Origin of the sequence: Enterobacter cloacae subsp. cloacae ATCC 13047 (assembly GCF_000025565.1) — a bacterium.
GTDB classification, from domain to species: domain Bacteria; phylum Pseudomonadota; class Gammaproteobacteria; order Enterobacterales; family Enterobacteriaceae; genus Enterobacter; species Enterobacter cloacae.
In genome coordinates this window covers 4,607,339-4,627,113 of sequence record NC_014121.1, presented here as the reverse complement: position 1 = coordinate 4,627,113, position 19,775 = coordinate 4,607,339, and the positions used below count along the sequence as shown (strand labels likewise).

The window sequence follows — 19,775 nt, the reverse complement described above, 5'->3', positions numbered from 1 at the left end:
CCCTTTGGGGAGGCTTTTAATTTCGTGAATGCCATCACGTTTAGAAAATATCTACCTTATTGAGTATTTCAAAAGCAAATCTTCCTCCAGCATTAGAAAAGCCCTATTTATTTTGTGACTTTTTTCTCCCTCTCTCCGGCTATGATTTTCTCACTCTAACAACAAGCACCTGCACCCTCTGACTCGTCATCGCTGGCGAACGGAAACCTATAAAAATTAATTAGTTACCCTACAAAAAAGCGAGTGCCTTATGGATACGGCTACAAACAGCAGTGTGATTGTGAATGATTCCCCCGCGGCAAGGCGGGCGGGAATGCGTGAGAGCGAATGGCGCGAGGCGATCAAGTTCGACAGTACCGATACGGGCTGGGTCATCATGAGTATCGGGATGGCCATCGGCGCGGGGATTGTTTTTCTCCCGGTGCAGGTCGGATTAATGGGGCTGTGGGTCTTTTTGCTCTCGTCCGTGATTGGATATCCGGCGATGTATTTATTCCAGCGCCTGTTTATTAATACGCTGGCGGAATCACCGGAATGCAAAGATTATCCGAGCGTCATTAGCGGATATCTCGGGAAAAACTGGGGCATCTTATTAGGCGCACTCTATTTTGTGATGCTGGTCATCTGGATGTTTGTCTATTCCACCGCCATTACCAACGACAGCGCCTCTTATTTGCAGACCTTTGGCGTTACCGAGGGGCTACTCTCAGAAAACCCGTTCTACGGGTTAGTGCTGATCTGTATTCTGGTGGCCATCTCTTCCCGCGGTGAAAAGCTGCTGTTTAAAGTCTCCAGCCTGATGGTGTTGACCAAGCTATTTGTGGTTGCCGCGCTGGGCTTGTCGATGATTGGCCTCTGGCATTTAGCCAACGTAGGCATGCTGCCGCCGATGGGGCTGCTGATTAAAAATGCCATCATTACGCTTCCCTTTACCTTAACCTCAATTCTGTTTATTCAGACCTTAAGCCCGATGGTGATCTCCTACCGTTCACGGGAAAAGTCCGTTGAGGTGGCGCGTCATAAAGCGCTACGGGCCATGAATATCGCCTTTGGCGTGCTGTTTGTGACGGTATTCTTCTACGCCGTCTCCTTCACACTGGCGATGGGGCACGATGAAGCGGTCAAAGCCTATGAGCAGAACATCTCTGCCCTGGCGATTGCGGCGCAGTTTATCAGCGGAGAAGGTGCGGGCTGGGTCAAAATCGTCAGCGTGATCCTCAATATCTTTGCTGTTATGACGGCCTTCTTCGGCGTCTATCTTGGTTTTCGCGAGGCCACGCAGGGCATCGTGATGAACATCCTGCGTCGCAAAATGCCGGCAGAGAAAATCAATGAAAACACCGTCCAGCGTGGGATCATGCTGTTCGCCATCCTGCTGGCCTGGAGCGCGATTGTGTTAAACGCGCCGGTGCTGAGCTTCACGTCTATTTGCAGCCCCATCTTCGGCATGGTGGGCTGTCTGATCCCTGCATGGCTGGTCTACAAGGTACCCGCCCTGCATAAATATAAAGGCGTATCACTGGTGATTATCATCATTACCGGGCTGCTGCTTTGTGTTTCTCCTTTCCTCGCATTCTCCTGAGGAGCAATTAAGGTCGTAACGATGTCTGAGCAAACTAACCCTTTATGGAATCATTTTATTCGCGCGGTGCAGGAAGAGGTTAAACCTGCGTTGGGGTGCACTGAACCAATCTCTCTGGCGCTGGCCTGTGCGATAGCCGCTGAGCACCTGCCCGGTGAGGTAACGCGCATTGAAGCATGGGTATCGCCCAATCTGATGAAAAACGGGCTTGGCGTAACGGTACCCGGCACCGGCATGGTCGGGCTACCCATTGCGGCGGCGCTGGGAGCGACGGGCGGGAATGCCCGCGCCGGGCTGGAGGTGCTAAAAGGGGCGTCAGCCGATGCGCTGGAACGCGCCAAAGCCCTGCTCAATGCGGGTCAGGTCCAGGTGAAACTGCAGGTGCCGTGCGAGGAAATCCTCTATTCGCGCGCCTGTGTTTATGCCGGAGAGGCCTCGGCCATGGTGACCATCGCAGGCGGGCATACTCGCGTGGTGGAGGTGGTCTGTGAGGGCGAAACACGCTTCACCCGTGATGAACAGCCGGGAGAGGCGGGTGACGATCCGCTGGAGGTGTTCTCTCACACCACGCTGTCGGCGATCCTCACGTTCGTGGAGCAGGTTCCGTGTGAGGCGATCCGCTTTATTCTGCAGGCGGGGCAGCTTAACGATGCCCTTTCTCGTGAAGGGCTGAGCGGAAAATGGGGGCTGCATATTGGCGCGACGCTGAATAAGCAGCGCACGCGCGGATGGATGGCGAAGGATGTTGGCTCGGACATTGTTATCCGCACCAGCGCGGCTTCTGACGCCCGAATGGGCGGTGCTACGCTTCCGGCAATGAGCAATTCAGGGTCCGGCAATCAGGGGATCACCGCCACCATGCCGGTAGTGGTTGTGGCGGAGCACGTTCAGGCTGATGAGGAACGGCTGGCCAGAGCGCTGATGCTGTCCCATCTTTCGGCGATCTATATCCACGCCCAGCTTCCGCGCCTGTCGGCGCTGTGCGCTGCGACAACCGCAGCGATGGGAGCGGCAGCCGGCATGGCCTGGCTGATGGGGGGAAACTATCAAACGATCGCGATGGCCATCAGCAGCATGATCGGTGACGTCAGTGGGATGATTTGCGACGGCGCGTCAAACAGTTGTGCGATGAAAGTCTCAACCAGCGTCAGCAGTGCCTGGAAAGCGGTGATGATGGCGCTGGATGAGTCTGCCGTGACGGGCAATGAAGGGATTGTGGCGCACGATGTGGAACAGTCTATCTCGAACCTGTGCGCGTTAGCGTGCCGCTCAATGCAGGCAACGGACCGGCAGATTATTGAGATTATGGCGAGTAAGGTGTAGCGAGTTCAGGGGCTCGATCGGTTCCCTCTCCCTGTGGGAGAGGGTTAGGGTGAGGGCATTCTCTACACCGGCAAATCAATCAGCAGCGCACGCAGCGGCGTATCGGCCACCAGCGTAATATTCGCTTCATCACGAATAAATGCCCCGTCGCCGCAGGTGAGCGCCTCTTTCTCTTCCGTGTGCGTTACCGCATGCACCGTACCGTGAATCGATTGCAGATAGGCGCGCGGGCCATGAAGCTGAAAGCTCGCCTGTTCACCTTTCTTCAGTTCGATATGGTGCAACCACACCTGCTGACGCAGTTGCAGGCTGCCTTTGCTCCCGTCCGGAGAAGCGATCAGCTGTTGCTTTTCGCTCTGCAGATCGATTTTTTGCACCAACGGATTTTCCCGCTCAGGGCAGGCATCCAGCCACAGCTGCATGCGGGTCAGCGTTTTGTCTTTGCTGAGATTATGCTCGCTATAGCTAATGCCCGGCTGCGTGGAAATTAACAGCGCTTCGCCAGCCTTTGCCTGGACATGATTGCCCTCGCTATCGCGGTATTCTGCCTCGCCTTCCAGGATCAGGTTCAGGATATCGACTTTCGGATACGTACGCGGCTGGAAGGAGGCGCCCGGGGCGAGTACTTCCTGATTTAACACGCGCAGTGAAGCGTAACCGAGGAGTTTAGGGTCAAAGTAGTGTCCAAAGGAAAAGGTGTAGCGGGCCTGCAGCCAACCGAAATCGGCTTGTCCGCACTGTTTAGCTGTTCTTGTCGTAATCATAAACTTGACCTCTCTTTACACTAAAACAATGGTAAAGGTATGGACGCTTCATTGTTAGCCAGATATTCTGCCCGGTATGTTCAAATTTCCTGAATGAGAACGAGATGGCTAAAGAGAGAGCATTGACGCTTGAGGCGCTTCGCGTCATGGACGCGATTGACAGGCGTGGCAGCTTTGCCGCCGCGGCAGATGAACTGGGGCGCGTTCCGTCTGCGCTCAGCTATACCATGCAAAAGCTGGAGGAAGAGCTGGACGTGGTGCTCTTTGACCGTTCCGGTCATCGAACAAAATTCACGAACGTTGGACGGATGCTGCTGGAACGTGGCCGCGTACTGCTGGAAGCGGCGGATAAACTAACGACGGACGCCGAGGCGCTGGCACGCGGCTGGGAAACTCACCTGACGCTGGTCACTGAGGCTCTGGTGCCTACCGAGGCGTTATTCCCGCTGGTAGACAGGCTGGCAGACAAAGCGAACACGCAGCTTTCAATCATCACCGAGGTGCTGGCAGGCGCGTGGGAGCGTCTGGAGACGGGCAGGGCGGATATCGTGATTGCGCCGGATATGCACTTCCGTTCATCGTCTGAGATCAACTCCCGTAAACTCTACAGCGTGATGAACGTTTACGTCACCGCGCCAAATCACCCGATTCACCAGGAGCCGGAGCCGCTTTCTGAAGTGACGCGCGTGAAGTACAGGGGCGTGGCGGTTGCGGATACCGCGCGCGAACGTCCGGTGCTAACGGTGCAGTTGCTGGATAAACAGCCGCGTCTGACGGTCACATCGCTGGAAGATAAGCGCCAGGCATTGCTGGCAGGATTGGGCGTAGCGACTATGCCGTATCCGTTTGTTGAAAAAGATATTGCTGAAGGGCGTCTGCGCGTTGTCAGCCCGGAGTACACCAGCGAAGTGGATATCATTATGGCGTGGCGTCGCGACAGCATGGGCGAAGCCAAATCGTGGTGTTTGCGAGAAATTCCAAAGCTCTTTGCGCATCACAACAAATAAAAGAGTAAGCCCGATGTGCCTAAGCGCAATCGGGCATAAATTTACGCGCCGATCTTCGGATCCGGACCAAAGCGGTTTTCACCCGGCGTCCCGCTCTGACAGTTGAAGATTAAAATCACAATCCATCCCACTACCGGGATTAACAGCAGCAGTAACCACCAGGCGGAACGATCCGTGTCGTGAAGCCGGCGGAACTGTACGGCCCAGGACGGCAGAAGAATAAAGATGGCATAAATCGATGTAAGGACGCCTTCCCCACTCGCCCACTCCCAGCCCAGAATTTTATCCACGATGCTCAGCACCAGAGCAAAAATGAAGTTCACCAGAATGAACATCCAGTACTCTTTGCGGCGCGCGCGGCCACCAAATCCAATGTAGTTGCGCAGTACGTTTAAATACCAATCCATTTCCTTGCCTCATTTATCAGTCAATCACTTGTTTTCTAAGCGATCGAGGTAAGGATAGATGGAGATTGTGAATTAAAAAAGGGCATCTCACGATGCCCTTAATATTTATCCAAAACGAACGTCGCGCCCGTGGGGTTCATTCAGATCCTGCCACGGCCCGATGGAGATAATACCCGTCGGGTTAATGGTTTTGTGGCTGCGGAAATAGTGGGTGCGGATATGGTCAAAATCGACCGTTTCGGCAATTCCCGGCATCTGGTAGATGTCGCGCAGGAAACCATACAGGTTCAGATAATCGCTGATGCGGTGTTTGTCACACTTAAAGTGGGTGACATAGACCGGATCAAAACGAACCAGCGTCGTCCAAAGACGGATATCCGCTTCCGTCAGACGATCGCCCGTCAGGTAGCGGTGCTGGCCGAGGATCTGCTCCAGACGCTCAAGAGATTCAAAGACTTTTCCAACCGCTTCGTCGTAGGCTTCCTGGCTGGTGGCAAAACCGGCCTTGTAAACGCCGTTATTAACGTTGTCGTAAATCCAGCTGTTCAGCTCATCGATTTTGTCTCGCAGCTCAACCGGATAGTAATCCCCGGCGCGCGCGCCATGGGCGTCGAAGGCGGTGTTGAACATGCGGATGATCTCCGCAGACTCATTGCTGACAATCGTCTGGTTTTTCTTATCCCACAGAACCGGTACGGTGACGCGCCCGGTGTAGTGCGGGTCGGCGCGCAGATAAAGCTGGTAGAGGAAATCGTGATGATACAGTTCATCACCCGTCACAGCAGGGAAATCATGGTCGAACGTCCAGCCGTTTTCCAGCATTAGCGGGTTCACCACCGACACCGGAATTAAGGATTCGAGGCCTTTCAGCTTGCGCACAATCAGCGTGCGGTGCGCCCACGGGCAGGCGAGGGAAACATAGAGGTGATAACGATCTTTCTCGGCCGCAAAGCCACCTTCGCCACTCGGGCCGGGAGCACCATCGGCGGTAAGCCAGTTACGGAAGGCCGAAACAGAGCGCTTGAAGCGTCCACCGGTGGATTTGGTGTCATACCAGACATCCTGCCAGACGCCGTCTACGAGTTGTCCCATTTTTTTCTCCTCCGTCAGATAGCAAAAGCGAGGAGAGGTCTCCTCGCTTTGTGTTTATTCAGTATAGCGTGCTTACCATTTCTTATTCAGAACGCGGTCGATGCTGTATGCGCCCGGGCCGGTGACAGCCAGCAGCAGGAAGCCACCCGCAATGGTCAGGTTTTTCATGAACATCAGGGAGTTCACGCCTTCAGCAAAGTTGCTGTGGAAGATGAACGCCGTCAGCAGGGTGAAGCCCGCAGTAAACAGCGCCGTGGTACGGGTCAGGAAGCCGAACAGTACCGCCAGGCCGCCGCCGAACTCAAGCAGAATGGTCAGTGGCAGCATGAAGCCCGGAACGCCCATGGCTTCCATATACTGCTGGGTACCCGCATAACCGGTGATTTTGCCCCAACCTGCAACGATGAACAGAATTGGCATCAGAATACGTGCTACCAGTACACCAACATCTTCTAATTTTTTCATTTTACTCTCCAGGAAACCACATCAGCGGCTGAACATTATTTCTCTGCAAATTCGGGTAGATACCGCGTCTTTGCTGTCGATGGAGAGCATCATAAACGTGACGGTTGGCGATTGTTAGCAAGGAAAACTGTCAATCTTTTTCAAAGATATTGAGTAAGGGAGACTGGGGGAATTTTGCCGGGTGGCGCTGCGCTTACCCGGCCTACGATTCAAAAGTAGGCCGGGTAAGGCGTAGCCGCCACCCGGCGAGAAGGCTAGCGAAGCTGCTGCTGGCGAATCGTCGCTTTCACCAAGCGCCAGGCGCTCCAGGCACCAAAGCCGCGTCGGGCCCAACGGATCAGCATATTCGGATGACGGATCGTCCAGATTGCCATCACACTGCTGCCAACCAGAGCCCAGGAACGCAGGCTCAGGAAGGTGTTCCAGCCACGGTCAAACCGACGCGTCGCATCAATCCAGTCGCGGCGGCTGGCAGACAGATCCAGCCGTTGCTGCTGGATCTGACTTAACAGAAAGGCTTTTCGCTTTTCACGTTCGGCTTTATCGCTCACGGTTTGTCATCCTCCAGCAGAGCGCGATCGTTCGCCAGCTCCTGGCGCGTATGGCGCAGGAAAGTGGACTTACGCGCTTTGCGCATCGTCCAGATACCGCCAATCAGTGCTGCAACCAGCAAAACGACGGTGGTGGCAATCATCGCGTTGAGTCGATATTGCGGATCGATGGCCCAGATGATGAGTACCATCAGGCTCATCAGACCAAACGCGGCGAAGAGCATGGTCAGTCCAAGCATCAGCAGCATCTGGAAGAGGTTGGCTTTCTCCTCTTCCAGCTCTACCACTGCCAGCCGGACGCGCGTTTCGGCAATCCCGACCAGCGTCGTTAAGATACGCTGGCCGATGCCGAGGACGTTGTTAGCAGGCCCTTGTGCGTGACGAGGATCTTCCATATCAACGACGCGTCAGCAGTACGCCCAGTACCACACCGATTGCGGCACCAATACCGACACCCGTCCACGGATTATCGCGAACATATTCGTCAGCACGCGCTGCGGCTTCACGTGTCTGTTTTGCCAGCGCATCACCGGTTTCACCCAGGCGATAACGGCTCTCTTTCAGCGCTTGCTCCGCTTTACTGCGCAGTTTGCTGACCTCTTCTTTTGATTTATCGGCGGAGGAGTTCAGCACCTCTTCAAGGGTGTCAGCCAGGGATTTCAGTTCAGCGCGCAGATGTTCAGACGTCGTATCTTTTGACATGATTTTCTCCTGTTGAGATTTCCGTTAACTCAATAATCGCGAGCTTCCAGCGCTTTCAGGTCGTCCTGCGCTTCTTTCAGCTTTCTCTCGCGCTTGGCAATTTTTTCCGCATCCCCTTTCTCTTTCGCTTCCTGCAGGTCGTGACGACGCTCGGTTATCTCGTCCTTCTGTTCAGCGATTTTTTTCTGGTGATCGGCACGCAGTTGGCTGTCTGAACAGTTCGCTTTCACTTCGCTCAGCGCTTTTTTCAGCCCCTCAACACGATGCTGGTTGTTGTGCTTTTCGGCATAACCGATCTCACGCTGTATATCCTGCTCTTTCTCCTGACAGAGAGAAGTGGCGAAGGAGGCAGTGCTTAAAGATAAAAGGGCCAAAGCCAGAGTAATGCGGAATTTCATTATCGAAACCTTCCATTGTGTTGCGGCATACGCCGCTATCCAGACTAAGCGGAGAACATTTGAGGGGTGCTCCGCGTACTTAAGCATAGTAAGTAAACGGGGGATTCACCAAAGTGAGTGAAAAGATTCGGAATCCTGGTAATTATCCAAATCGATGCGACGTATCGCGAATCAGCGACAGCCAGGCCGCTGGCCGGCTGTCATCGTCCTGCTGGGCAATGATGTATCCCTGCGGCAGCGTGCGGTCAAGCACCACTTTCGCGGCCGCGCTCTGCGCACGGGAGTCAAACTTGATCAGTAACACATCGTTTTGTGGGGTGATACTTTTAAAGCGGATCCCGTTGGCATCCAGATGGTGCCAGACAGAAAACCCATCCGGTACGCTGACACCCTGATTAACCGGGCGAATGGCCAGCGTAGACTCCTGATGCGAAAGCGCGCTCCAGACCAGAAGCATGGCGCTGATAAGCACCAGGGCGATCAGTGCGTACGCACAACGACGCAGGGTGAGCGCTGAGATAACCATGGTTAGCTCCTGGCTCCGTATTTTTTCTTCCACAGGACAACCAGTGAACCGATCAGGCCGAAGACCAGCAGGACGACAGGCAGCAGCATCAGGCATGACATCAGCTGATCTTCATACTTCATGAAGACCGGCGTTTTACCCAGCGCATAGCCCAGCGTGGTGAGGATCAGCACCCACAGCAGGCCGCTCATCCAGTTAAAGAACTGGAAGCGAGTGCTGCTGAGACCTGACAGACCCGCGATGGTCGGCAACAAAGTACGTACAAACGCAATAAAGCGGCCAATCAGCAGTGCGGAAAGACCGTGCTTATGGAAAAGATGGTGCGCCCGCTGGTGATAATGCGCCGGAAGGTGCGAAAGCCAGTTCTGCACGATCCGCGTATTGCCAAGCCATCGTCCCTGGATGTAGCTCACCCAGCAGCCGAGGCTGGCGGCGACGGTCAGTAAAAAAATGGTTTGCGGAAACGCCATCGCCCCTTTGGCACACAGCACGCCGACCAGCACCAGCAAACTGTCGCCAGGCAAAAAGGCCGCAGGCAGCAGACCGTTCTCAAGGAACAGGATCATAAACAGGACAAAATAGAGCATGCCAATCATGGAAGGGTTGGCCAGCGTTTCGAAATCCTGAGCCCAGAGGGCATTCAGTAGTTGGGTCAAAAGTTCCATTCAGTGTTCCTGGAAATCGGTTAACGTCACGCCTGTTATCCGGGACAAACAGCACGGCGACATTGTTGTGATTTCATTATGGTCGCTCGCGGACACATTGCGGTGTGGCCAACACTGTTCCCTGTTAATTGGCTGGTTAGCAAGCACTAACTTACAAAATAAGGAATTGAATCCAATTGTAACAAAGCCCAACGTTCTGCGTCACAGAATTTGCAGGGTGTGATGATTTTGGCGTAAGCCCTGGAAGTGAGCGAGGGGATTTACAAAGGCTGACACTATATATGTTTTGCTTACCCATAAGCGCGGGAAGGCGCAGCGAAGCGCCTGCCAGCACGGAGGCAAACTATTTTGCCTGACTTGACGCGGTATCGAGGTGAACGACAGGATTATCCGCAAAAAGATAACGGTCGGCGTTAAATTCGAAGTCGTCACTGGTCTCATTGAACAGCATCTGCTTGGTGTTCTCGAGGTGCTGCCACATGGCCAGTTTCGCGGCGTGGGGATCTTTACGAATCAGCGCCTTGAGGATTTGGTCGTGATCGTCACACCAGTTATCCACCGTACGTGAATCGATATGATCATGCAGTTTTTTCCAGTACGGGTTGTGAACGCGCTGAGTCCACATTTTTTCTACAATTGCGGCCAGCGCCGTATTTTGCGTTGCCAGTGCCACCTGAACGTGGAACTGCAGATCCCACTCCGAATCGCGGAAACATTTTTCCTTGCGGGCGTTCTCCTGGATCTCCATCAGTTTCATGATGTCCTGCTTGGTCACCTGGGTTGCCGCAAATTCCGCAATGTTGCTTTCAATGAGCTGGCGGGCCTGGAGCAGCTCAAACGGACCATAGCTGGCAAATTCCAGGCTTTCGTCCGCAACAGGAGAGTGTTTAGGCTGATTAGAAATCACATGAATGCCGGAACCTTTGCGAACCTCAACGTAACCTTCCACTTCCAGCATGATGATCGCTTCACGCACCACGGTGCGGCTCACGTTTTTTTCATCGGCTATGAAGCGCTCAGCGGGGAGTTTGTCACCGACAAGATAGACCCCTTGCTCGATGCGATCTTTCAGCTCGGCAGCAAGTTGTTGATATAAACGACGTGGTTCGGTGATTTCCATATGCGCTCCAGGCAGGGTACGGCGGATGATTTGTTATACCACTTTTGCATGCCACTCTCCAGATTTTGCCATTAAAAAAGCCGCCCGGAGGCGGCTGGTTTTATAGCTCGGGTAAGCGCAGCGCCACCCGGCACAGCAATGCTAACTCTGCGTCGCCGGTCCCCCGAGGGACTCTTTCGCCAGTTCGTCGGCAGATTTGCTTTTCAGCACCGTCCAGATAACGACTGCCCCCATCAGGTCGAAGATAGCCAGTACCGCAAACAGCGGGCTGAAACCGATGGTATCCGCCAGCGCACCCACCACCAGCGCAAACAGGGTACTTGCGGTCCAGGCGGCCATCCCGGTCAGGCCGTTGGCCGTTGCCACTTCGTTACGGCCGAACACGTCAGACGAGAGGGTAATCAGCGCACCGGATAACGACTGGTGTGCAAAACCACCGATGCACAGCAGGGCGATAGCCACGTACGGGCTGGTGAACAGGCCGATCATCCCCGGGCCAATCATCAGCAGCGCGCCCATGGTCACGACCATCTTACGGGAAACAATCAGGTTCACCCCAAACCAGCGCTGGAACAGTGGCGGCAGGTAACCACCCACGATACAGCCCAGGTCAGCGAACAGCATGGGCATCCAGGCGAACATGGCGATCTCTTTCAGGTTAAAGCCATAGACCTTAAACATGAACAGTGGGATCCAGGCGTTAAAGGTGCCCCAGGCCGGTTCAGCCAGGAAGCGTGGCAGCGCGATACCCCAGAACTGACGGGTCCCCAGGATCTGCCAGACGGACATTTTTTTGCCGTTGTTGGTCTGGTGCTGCGCTTCCTGACCGCCAATGATGTACTCGCGTTCTTCTTCAGACAGTTTTTTCTGGTCACGCGGGTGTTTATAGAACACCAGCCACGCCATGGCCCAGGCAAAGCTCAGTACGCCAGAGATAATAAACGCCATCTGCCAGCTGTGCATGACGATGGCCCACACCACCAGAGGAGGGGCAATCATCGCCCCGATGGACGAGCCGACGTTGAAGTAACCGACCGCAATAGAACGCTCTTTTGCCGGGAACCACTCAGAGCTGGCTTTCAGCCCTGCCGGGATCATCGCCGCTTCCGCCGCACCTACCGCGCCGCGTGCCAGCGCCAGGCCACCCCAGCTGCCTGCCAGCGCCGTTGCACCGCAGAACACCGCCCAGGCGATGGCGAAGAAGGCATAACCGATTTTGGTACCGAGAATGTCCAGCACATAGCCTGCAACAGGCTGCATGATGGTATAAGCCGCGGAGTAGGCGGCAATGATGTAGGAGTATTGCTGCGTGGAGATGTGCAGCTCTTCCATCAACGTGGGCGCGGCGGCTGCCACGGTGTTACGCGTGAGGTAGCCCAGCACGGTGCCGAGCGTCACCAGTGCGATCATATACCAACGTAACCCTTTAATTTTACGCATCTAAAACCTCATCGTTATGTTATTTCCGTGCCAGGGCACGGCAACCTCTCACCGGTTTGGGGGAGGGCTGTGTAACGGGAGGGGCGTAACCGGGAGAACGTCCCGGAACGGCCCGAACCTTGCCATAAATAAGCGTGCATAAGTCGGTTTCCGTACCGTTAAATCCGATGTCTGACACCGGTAATGCATTCCGTCGGCTGCGTGTTTGCGACGGCGAAAAGATAACTTGTCATACAACTTTAAAAGGTGAGTGACATCACAAATGTATGATTCTTTGTAGGGGCATTATCTGGCGCAGGCGAAGCCAGTTCTGACGCGGTCTGCAGAAGGGTTTACCTCATTCGGGGTAATTTTTTGTCCGGGTTTATTGATCCAACTCACGAAAAAAACCTCAGGCTCTGGAAATTGGTGTGATAACTTTGCAGCATCTGAACATAAGCTTTCTGCCGCTCCCGTTACGAGGAAGACGATAATGACACCGTTTATGACCGACGATTTTCTGTTAGACACTGAATTTGCCCGCCGCCTGTATCACGACTACGCAAAAGACCAGCCCATTTTTGATTACCACTGCCATTTACCGCCGCAGCAGGTTGCCGACAATTACCGTTTTAAAAACCTGTATGACATCTGGCTGAAGGGCGATCACTATAAATGGCGCGCCATGCGCACCAACGGCGTCGCTGAACGCCTGTGTACCGGCGACGCAAGCGACCGCGAGAAATTTGATGCCTGGGCGGCTACCGTGCCGCAGACCATCGGTAACCCGCTCTATCACTGGACGCACCTCGAACTGCGCCGTCCGTTTGGCATTACCGGTAAGCTGCTTTCACCGGCTACGGCGGATGATATCTGGGAGCAGTGCAACGACTTGCTGGCACAGGATAACTTCTCCGCGCGCGGCATCATGAAGCAGATGAACGTGAAGATGGTGGGCACCACCGACGACCCGATCGACTCGCTTGAACATCACGCGGTCATTGCAAAAGACACCGCGTTTGATATCAAAGTGCTGCCAAGCTGGCGTCCGGATAAAGCCTTTAACATCGAACTCGACACCTTTAGCGACTATATGGCGAAGCTGGGCGAGGTTTCTGACACCGACATCCGTCGTTTTGCGGACCTGCAGAGTGCGCTGATCAAACGTCTGGATCACTTTGCGGCACACGGCTGTAAAGTCTCTGACCATGCGCTGGACGTGGTGCTGTTTGCAGAATCTAACGAAGCCGAGCTGGATAGCATTCTGGCGCGCCGTCTCTCCGGTGAAGCCCTGAGCGAGCATGAAGTCGCCCAGTTCAAAACTGCGGTACTGGTCTTCCTTGGCGCTGAATATGCCCGTCGCGGCTGGGTGCAGCAGTACCACATTGGCGCGCTGCGTAATAACAACCAGCGTCAGTTCAAACTGCTGGGCGCGGACGTGGGCTTTGACTCCATCAACGACCGTCCGCTGGCCGAAGCGCTCTCTAAACTGCTGAGCAAACAGAACGAGCAAAACCTGCTGCCCAAAACCATCCTCTACTGCCTGAACCCGCGCGATAACGAAGTGCTGGGCACCATGATCGGCAACTTCCAGGGGGAAGGGATGCCGGGCAAGATGCAGTTCGGCTCCGGCTGGTGGTTCAATGACCAGAAAGATGGCATGGAGCGTCAGATGACGCAACTGGCGCAGTTGGGTCTGTTAAGCCGCTTTGTCGGGATGCTGACCGACAGCCGCAGTTTCCTCTCCTACACCCGCCACGAATACTTCCGCCGCATTCTGTGCCAGATGATTGGCCGCTGGGTGCACGCGGGCGAAGCACCGGCGGATATCCAGCTGCTTGGCGAGATGGTGAGAAACATCTGCTTTAACAATGCGCGTGACTACTTCGCCATTGAACTGAACTAAGCCCGTTTGAGGTTGATATGCACTACATCAAAATCCATTCGCTGGATAACGTCGGCGTCGCGCTGGCAGATCTGACCGAAGGAACAGAGGTCACTTTCGGTAATCAATCGGTCACGTTGCGCCAGGCCATTGGACGTGGACATAAGTTTGCCCTGATCCCCATTATGAAAGGGGAGAACGTGGTGAAGTACGGTTTACCGATTGGCCATGCGCTGGCGGATATTGCGCCGGGTGAATACATTCATTCCCACAATACCCGCACCAATCTGAGCGATCTGGACGAGTACAGCTATCAACCTGATTTCCATGCGCAAGAGGAGCAGGCGGCGGATCGTGAGGTGCAGATCTACCGCCGCGCCAACGGTGAGGTAGGGATCCGCAACGAACTCTGGATCCTCCCGACAGTCGGTTGCGTGAACGGGATCGCGCGTCAAATCCAGACGCGTTTCCTGAAAGAGACTCACGATGCCGAAGGCATTGACGGCGTGCACCTGTTCAGCCACACCTACGGCTGTTCACAGCTGGGTGACGATCACATCAACACCCGTACCATGCTGCAAAACATGGTGCGTCATCCGAACGCGGGAGCGGTGCTGGTGATTGGCCTGGGCTGCGAGAACAACCAGGTGGATGCCTTCCGGGAGACGCTGGGCGAGTTTGACCCTGAGCGCGTGCACTTTATGGTGTGTCAGCATCAGGATGATGAAGTGGAAGCGGGCGTTGAGCAACTGCACCAGCTGTATGAGGCGATGCGCCACGATAAACGTGAGCCGGGCAAGCTGAGCGAGCTTAAGTTTGGGCTGGAGTGTGGTGGCTCGGACGGTCTTTCCGGCATCACCGCGAACCCAATGCTGGGCCGCTTCTCGGACTATGTGATCGCCAACGGGGGAACGACGGTGCTGACGGAAGTGCCGGAGATGTTCGGTGCCGAGCGTATCCTGATGAGCCACTGCCGTGATGAAGCGACGTTTGAGAAAACGGTCACCATGGTGAATGATTTCAAACAGTACTTCATCGCTCACAACCAGCCGATTTATGAGAACCCGTCGCCGGGTAACAAAGCGGGTGGGATCACCACGCTTGAAGAGAAGTCACTGGGTTGTACCCAGAAAGCGGGCGCCAGCCAGGTGGTGGATGTCCTGCGCTACGGCGAACGCCTGAAAACCCACGGACTGAACCTGCTGAGCGCCCCGGGGAACGATGCGGTTGCCACCAGCGCGCTGGCCGGTGCCGGCTGCCACATGGTGCTGTTCAGCACCGGCCGCGGTACGCCGTACGGCGGGTTTGTCCCGACGGTCAAAATTGCCACCAACAGTGAACTGGCGGCGAAGAAAAAGCACTGGATCGACTTTGATGCCGGTCAGCTCATTCACGGTAAAGCAATGCCTGAATTGCTGACGGAGTTTGTGGACAGTATTGTGGAATTTGCCAACGGCAAGCAGACCTGCAACGAGAAAAACGACTTCCGTGAGCTGGCGATCTTTAAGAGTGGGGTGACGTTGTAAGTTGGGTGCGGGCCGGTGCCCTCACCCTGACCCTCTCCCACGGGAGAGGGGACAAACACTAAAAACGGCAACCTCAGGGTTGCCGTTTTGCTGTTAACCTCGTAATGCGTTCTTCGCTAAACGCGCATCTTCCGCCTGACAGGCCGCAGCGGTGAACAGCACGTCGGTAGAAGAGTTCAGCGCCGTCTCACAGGAATCCTGCAGCACACCGATAATGAAGCCGACTGCGACCACCTGCATGGCAATTTCGTTCGGGATACCAAACATATTGCACGCCAGCGGGATCAACAGCAGAGAGCCGCCCGCCACGCCGGATGCGCCACAGGCACACAGCGAGGCCACCACGCTCAACAGCAGCGCCGTAGGCAGATCCACCGCGATACCCAGCGTATGCACTGCCGCCAGGGTCAGCACGGTGACGGTGATCGCCGCGCCCGCCATGTTCACGGTTGCACCCAGCGGGATAGACACGGAGTAAGTATCACGATCCAGATTCAGTTTTTCCGCCAGCGCCATGTTAACCGGAATGTTAGCTGCAGAGCTGCGGGTAAAGAAGGCGTACACGCCGCTTTCACGCAGGCAGGTCATTACCAGTGGATACGGGTTGCGGCGGATCTGCCAGAACACCAGCAGGGGGTTAACTACCAGCGCCACCAGCAGCATGCAGCCAACCAGGACGATCAGCAGCTGTGCGTAGCCCCACAGCGCGTCAAAACCGGTGGTTGCCAGCGTAGAGGAGACCAGACCAAAAATACCGATTGGGGCGAAGCGAATAACGATTTTCACCATGAAGGTCACGGCGTTCGAGACATCGTTAACCAAGTTTTTCGTGGTCTCATTACCATGACGCAGCGCGAAGCCCAGCCCAATTGCCCAGACCAGGATGCCAATGTAGTTTGCGTTCATCAGCGCCGTGATTGGGTTAGAGACCATGCTCATCAGCAGGCCACGCAGCACTTCCACAATCCCGGATGGCGGCGTGACATCACCGGCCGCGCTGGTTAGGTGCAGCGTAGACGGGAACAGGAAGCTAAATACCACGGCGGTTAAGGCAGCGGAGAAGGTGCCCAGAAGATACAGGAAGAGGATCGGCCGAATGTTGGTTTTTTGTCCGTGTTGGTGGTTGGCAATCGACGCCATGACCAGCATCAGAACCAGTACCGGTGCCACGGCTTTCAGTGCGCCAACGAAAAGGGTTCCAAGCAGCCCCGTGGCTTCTGCAGCAGGTTTTGACACCATAGCCAGCAGAATACCCAGTACCAACCCGACCAGAATTTGTTTTACAAGGCTGCCCTGCGCCAGGCGCGCGAACAGACCGCGTGATTGTGTGCTCATACGTTATTCCTGAGTGAAATTGCGTTCCATCCTGGCTGTGCTCTAAGGCACATTTATGTCCGGATGTAAGTATTTGTTTGCCTGGTTGAGTATCAGGGAAAGCGAGGAAAGGCGGAAGAGTAAAATGCTGGATTTTACGTGTTGCGTCATGTTTTTTAACTATTGATTAACGAAAGCGCCGGGTGGCGCTGCGCCACCCGGCAAAACGCACTACGCCTGCTGCTTTTTATCGTGCTGGCGGTTAACCCAGGTATTGATAATCAGCGTTACCAGCAGAATGCCAAACACCACGCCGAGCGAGATGGCAATCGGGATATGGTAGAAATCGACAATCAGCATCTTGATACCGATAAACACCAGGATCACCGACAGACCGTACTTCAGCATTGAGAAGCGCTCAGCCGCGCCTGCCAGCAGGAAATACATCGCACGCAGACCGAGAATAGCGAACAGGTTAGAGGTCAGCACAATGAACGGGTCGGTAGTGACGGCGAAGATAGCCGGGATACTGTCCACGGCGAAGATCACATCGCTCAGCTCCACCAGAATCAGCACCAGCAGCAGCGGGGTGGCGAACAGCAGGCCATTCTTGCGGACAAAGAAATGCTCGCTCTCGATTTTGTCCGTCATGCGCAGATGACCACGGATCCACTTCACCAGCGGCTTATCACCAATACCGGTTTCGTCTTCTTTCGCCAGCGCCATTTTAACCCCAGTGAACAGCAGGAACGCGCCAAAGACGTACAGCAGCCATTCGAACTGGGTTATCAGCCAGCTACCGGCGAAGATCATGATGGTACGCAGGACGATTGCCCCCAGCACGCCGTAAACCAGCACGCGACGCTGCAGGGCAGCAGGCACGGCAAAGTAGCTGAACAGCATCAGCCAGACGAAGACGTTATCAACCGCCAGCGCTTTTTCAATCAGATAACCGGTGAGGAAGGCGAGCGCCTGAGGATCAGCCACCGCACGGCCTTCGGTCGAGGCCAGATACCACCAGAAGGCGGCGCAGAAAAGGAGTGAGAGGGATACCCACACCAGCGACCAGACGGCGGCTTGCTTGACGCTCATACCGTGCTCGCCGCGACGGCCCTGCAAAAAGAGGTCGATTGCCAGCATGATGAGCACGACAACCGCGAATCCGCCCCACAACATTGGAGTGCCGACAGAATGCATACTATTTTCCTTACACATAAAAAACAAAAACGGCCATGGTCAGAAGACGATAGCCGTTAGCTTTTTATGCATAGACCTCGCCTTCCGGCAAGGTCTCACTTACAACCACGAAGGTTGCCCGGCGACCGGATGCGGTTTTGCACGCATCGTAATGACGATCCACCGGCAAGGAAGTTACTCCCCTTTGCTCGTAACAAAATATGTCAGACCATCAGTTTCGTCAATGGTCCTCAGTCATTCATTACACAGCTTTACGCGATAGCTTCAGTACTCACGCCGTCTGCCGGGAAAACCACGCCGGTCTGGCGACGGATTTCCGTTTGCAGCTTCGCCGTGGTGCGGCTTATCGCAAGCCCCGGGTGATTCACTTCGTTGTCTTCCACCAGACGGGCGAAGACCTCTGCCTCATAGAGCATAGTGTTAATATGCTGAGGCTGCGTCAGCTCCTGCGCTTTACCGCCGCGTGGCACAAAGCTCAGCTTCTGGCATTCGGAGATCTTCTCGATAACCAGCGATCCGTTTTCACCCTGAATTTCACTTGGCAGGACGGAGTCACTCACTTTGGAGTGCTGCAGCGTGACGCTGAAATCACCGTAATCCAGCACCACGACACCGTGTGCATCCACGCCGCTCTCCAGCAGGCTGGCAGTGGCCGTTACGCCGTGCGGCTCGCCCCACAGGGCAACCGCAGAGGCCAGGCAATAGAAACCGATGTCCATAATCGAGCCGTTGGAGAAGGCCGGATTAAAGGTGTTCGGGTTCTCGCCGTCCAGATAACGCTGGTAGCGCGACGAGTACTGACAGTAGTTAATAAAGGCTTTGCGCACTTTGCCCACCTTCGGCAAAGACTGCTGTAGCAGCAGGAAGTTCGGCAGGCTGGCGGTTTTGAACGCTTCGAACAGCACCACCTGGTTGTCGCGGGCGCACTGAATGGCGGCTTCCACTTCCTCGATATTCGAGGCCAACGGCTTCTCGCAAATGACATGTTTTTTGTGGCTGAGGAAGAGCCGGGTTTGCGGGAAGTGCAGGGCGTTCGGGCTGGCGATATAGACCGCGTCAATGGCGTCGCTTTGCGCCATCTCATCAAGCGAGGTGAACAGATGTTCAACCAGATAATCGTTCGCGAAGGCCTGCGCCTGTTCAAGGCTGCGGGAATAGACGGCGGTGAGCTTAAGTTTGCCGGTTTCGTGGGCGGCGTCGACGAACTGGCGCGTGATCCAGTTCGTACCAATGACTGCGAAACGTATCATAAACGTTTACGTACTCCATAGCGGGGAACCTTTAGCCACTGTAGCACGTGATTGTTGCAAAACCAGTGCGCTACTGCGCATTACTCTTTAACGATAAATGCGTAAGCCACAAACGGGTATCAAACTCCAGCTGATGGTACTGTGGCTCCATATGGCAGCACAGGGAATAGAACGCCTTGTCATGCTCTTTTTCCTTCAGGTGCGCCAGCTCGTGCACCACGATCATCCGCAGAAAGGCTTCCGGTGCGTTGCGAAAGACGGTGGCGACGCGGATCTCGGCTTTTGCTTTTAGCTTACCGCCCTGGACGCGTGAAATGGCCGTATGCAGGCCGAGCGCGTTTTTCAGCACGTGGATCTTGTTGTCGTACATCACTTTATTGATGGGTGGTGCACTCTTCAGATACCGGTTTTTGAGATCCTGCGTATACTGCCAGAGGGCCTTATCGGTCGCGACATCGTGCGTGCCGGGATAACGTTTTTCCAGCACCGCCCCCAGTTTTTGCTCGGCAATTAACGTGCGTACCTGGGAGAGCAAATGCTCCGGGTAGCCCTGGAGATAAGTCAGCTGGTTCATCAAAACCC

At 55.0% G+C, this 19,775-nt stretch carries 21 protein-coding genes; 5 read left to right on the top strand and 16 right to left on the bottom strand.

The annotated features are described in order from the left end of the window. Nucleotides 1–250: 250 nt before the first annotated feature. Nucleotides 251–1,582: an SLC5/6 family protein gene (locus ECL_RS22475; RefSeq protein ID WP_038420680.1), complete on the top strand. Its 1,332-nt coding sequence runs from the start codon at nt 251–253 to the stop codon at nt 1,580–1,582. A 21-nt stretch (nt 1,583–1,603) separates the two neighbouring features. Then, nucleotides 1,604–2,905 carry an L-cysteine desulfidase family protein gene (locus ECL_RS22470; protein WP_013098874.1) on the top strand — a complete coding sequence of 434 codons (1,302 nt, stop codon included), beginning with the start codon at nt 1,604–1,606 and terminating at the stop codon, nt 2,903–2,905. Nucleotides 2,906–2,967: 62 nt separating this feature from the next. On the opposite strand, the gene ECL_RS22465 is transcribed toward ECL_RS22470, so the two are convergent. Continuing rightward, nucleotides 2,968–3,669, bottom strand: coding sequence for a pirin family protein (locus ECL_RS22465; RefSeq protein WP_013098873.1), 702 nt, complete (start codon nt 3,667–3,669; stop codon nt 2,968–2,970). 104 nt (nt 3,670–3,773) lie between these two features. On the opposite strand from ECL_RS22465, the gene ECL_RS22460 reads away from it, so the two are divergent. Beyond that, entirely contained in the window at nt 3,774–4,676 is a 903-nt protein-coding gene (locus ECL_RS22460; RefSeq protein ID WP_013098872.1) for a LysR family transcriptional regulator, read from the top strand. A gap of 41 nt (nt 4,677–4,717) precedes the next feature. Here the strand turns inward: ECL_RS22460 and ECL_RS22455 are convergent, their stop codons facing one another. From ECL_RS22455 to ECL_RS22405, 11 genes are all read right to left on the bottom strand, one after another. After that, the gene (locus ECL_RS22455) at nt 4,718–5,083 is read right to left on the bottom strand and encodes a DUF805 domain-containing protein (protein WP_013098871.1); all 366 of its coding nucleotides are present in this window, start codon (nt 5,081–5,083) and stop codon (nt 4,718–4,720) included. Between the two features lie 105 nt (nt 5,084–5,188). Further along, on the bottom strand, nt 5,189–6,175 hold the full coding sequence (locus ECL_RS22450; RefSeq protein WP_013098870.1) for a glutathione S-transferase family protein: 987 nt from the start codon (nt 6,173–6,175) through the stop codon (nt 5,189–5,191). A gap of 72 nt (nt 6,176–6,247) precedes the next feature. Further along, nucleotides 6,248–6,640 carry a DoxX family protein gene (locus ECL_RS22445; protein WP_013098869.1) on the bottom strand — a complete coding sequence of 131 codons (393 nt, stop codon included), beginning with the start codon at nt 6,638–6,640 and terminating at the stop codon, nt 6,248–6,250. Nucleotides 6,641–6,894: 254 nt separating this feature from the next. Beyond that, nucleotides 6,895–7,191 carry a YqjK-like family protein gene (locus ECL_RS22440; RefSeq protein WP_013098868.1) on the bottom strand — a complete coding sequence of 99 codons (297 nt, stop codon included), beginning with the start codon at nt 7,189–7,191 and terminating at the stop codon, nt 6,895–6,897. Beyond that, complete coding sequence (locus tag ECL_RS22435; RefSeq protein WP_013098867.1) at nt 7,188–7,586, bottom strand: phage holin family protein; 399 nt, start codon at nt 7,584–7,586, stop codon at nt 7,188–7,190. The genes ECL_RS22440 and ECL_RS22435 overlap by 4 nt, the downstream gene beginning before the upstream one ends. Before the next feature lies 1 nt (nt 7,587). Next, complete coding sequence (locus tag ECL_RS22430; RefSeq protein WP_013098866.1) at nt 7,588–7,893, bottom strand: ElaB/YgaM/YqjD family protein; 306 nt, start codon at nt 7,891–7,893, stop codon at nt 7,588–7,590. 29 nt (nt 7,894–7,922) lie between these two features. Continuing rightward, nucleotides 7,923–8,291: a DUF1090 domain-containing protein gene (locus ECL_RS22425; protein WP_013098865.1), complete on the bottom strand. Its 369-nt coding sequence runs from the start codon at nt 8,289–8,291 to the stop codon at nt 7,923–7,925. A gap of 142 nt (nt 8,292–8,433) precedes the next feature. After that, entirely contained in the window at nt 8,434–8,817 is a 384-nt protein-coding gene (gene mzrA / locus ECL_RS22420) for an EnvZ/OmpR regulon moderator MzrA (protein WP_013098864.1), read from the bottom strand. A gap of 2 nt (nt 8,818–8,819) precedes the next feature. After that, a complete protein-coding gene (gene yqjA / locus ECL_RS22415; RefSeq protein WP_013098863.1) occupies nt 8,820–9,482 on the bottom strand; it encodes a DedA family general envelope maintenance protein YqjA in 663 nt (220 codons plus the stop codon). A 343-nt stretch (nt 9,483–9,825) separates the two neighbouring features. Next, nucleotides 9,826–10,602, bottom strand: coding sequence for a transcriptional regulator ExuR (gene exuR, locus ECL_RS22410; RefSeq protein ID WP_013098862.1), 777 nt, complete (start codon nt 10,600–10,602; stop codon nt 9,826–9,828). A gap of 141 nt (nt 10,603–10,743) precedes the next feature. Continuing rightward, a complete protein-coding gene (locus ECL_RS22405) occupies nt 10,744–12,042 on the bottom strand; it encodes an MFS transporter (protein ID WP_013098861.1) in 1,299 nt (432 codons plus the stop codon). A gap of 472 nt (nt 12,043–12,514) precedes the next feature. Here ECL_RS22405 and uxaC point away from each other — a divergent pair, with 472 nt between their 5' ends. Then, a complete protein-coding gene (gene uxaC / locus ECL_RS22400) occupies nt 12,515–13,927 on the top strand; it encodes a glucuronate isomerase (protein ID WP_013098860.1) in 1,413 nt (470 codons plus the stop codon). Nucleotides 13,928–13,944: 17 nt separating this feature from the next. Further along, entirely contained in the window at nt 13,945–15,432 is a 1,488-nt protein-coding gene (locus ECL_RS22395; protein WP_013098859.1) for a UxaA family hydrolase, read from the top strand. A 93-nt stretch (nt 15,433–15,525) separates the two neighbouring features. On the opposite strand, the gene sstT is transcribed toward ECL_RS22395, so the two are convergent. The 4 genes from sstT to ECL_RS22375 form a co-directional block, all read right to left on the bottom strand. Then, nucleotides 15,526–16,767: a serine/threonine transporter SstT gene (gene sstT, locus ECL_RS22390; protein ID WP_013098858.1), complete on the bottom strand. Its 1,242-nt coding sequence runs from the start codon at nt 16,765–16,767 to the stop codon at nt 15,526–15,528. A gap of 210 nt (nt 16,768–16,977) precedes the next feature. Further along, on the bottom strand, nt 16,978–17,943 hold the full coding sequence (locus tag ECL_RS22385; protein WP_013098857.1) for a TerC family protein: 966 nt from the start codon (nt 17,941–17,943) through the stop codon (nt 16,978–16,980). 251 nt (nt 17,944–18,194) lie between these two features. Beyond that, nucleotides 18,195–19,193: a Gfo/Idh/MocA family protein gene (locus ECL_RS22380; RefSeq protein WP_013098856.1), complete on the bottom strand. Its 999-nt coding sequence runs from the start codon at nt 19,191–19,193 to the stop codon at nt 18,195–18,197. A gap of 70 nt (nt 19,194–19,263) precedes the next feature. Then, nucleotides 19,264–19,767: a YgjP-like metallopeptidase domain-containing protein gene (locus ECL_RS22375; RefSeq protein ID WP_013098855.1), complete on the bottom strand. Its 504-nt coding sequence runs from the start codon at nt 19,765–19,767 to the stop codon at nt 19,264–19,266. Nucleotides 19,768–19,775 lie beyond the last annotated feature (8 nt).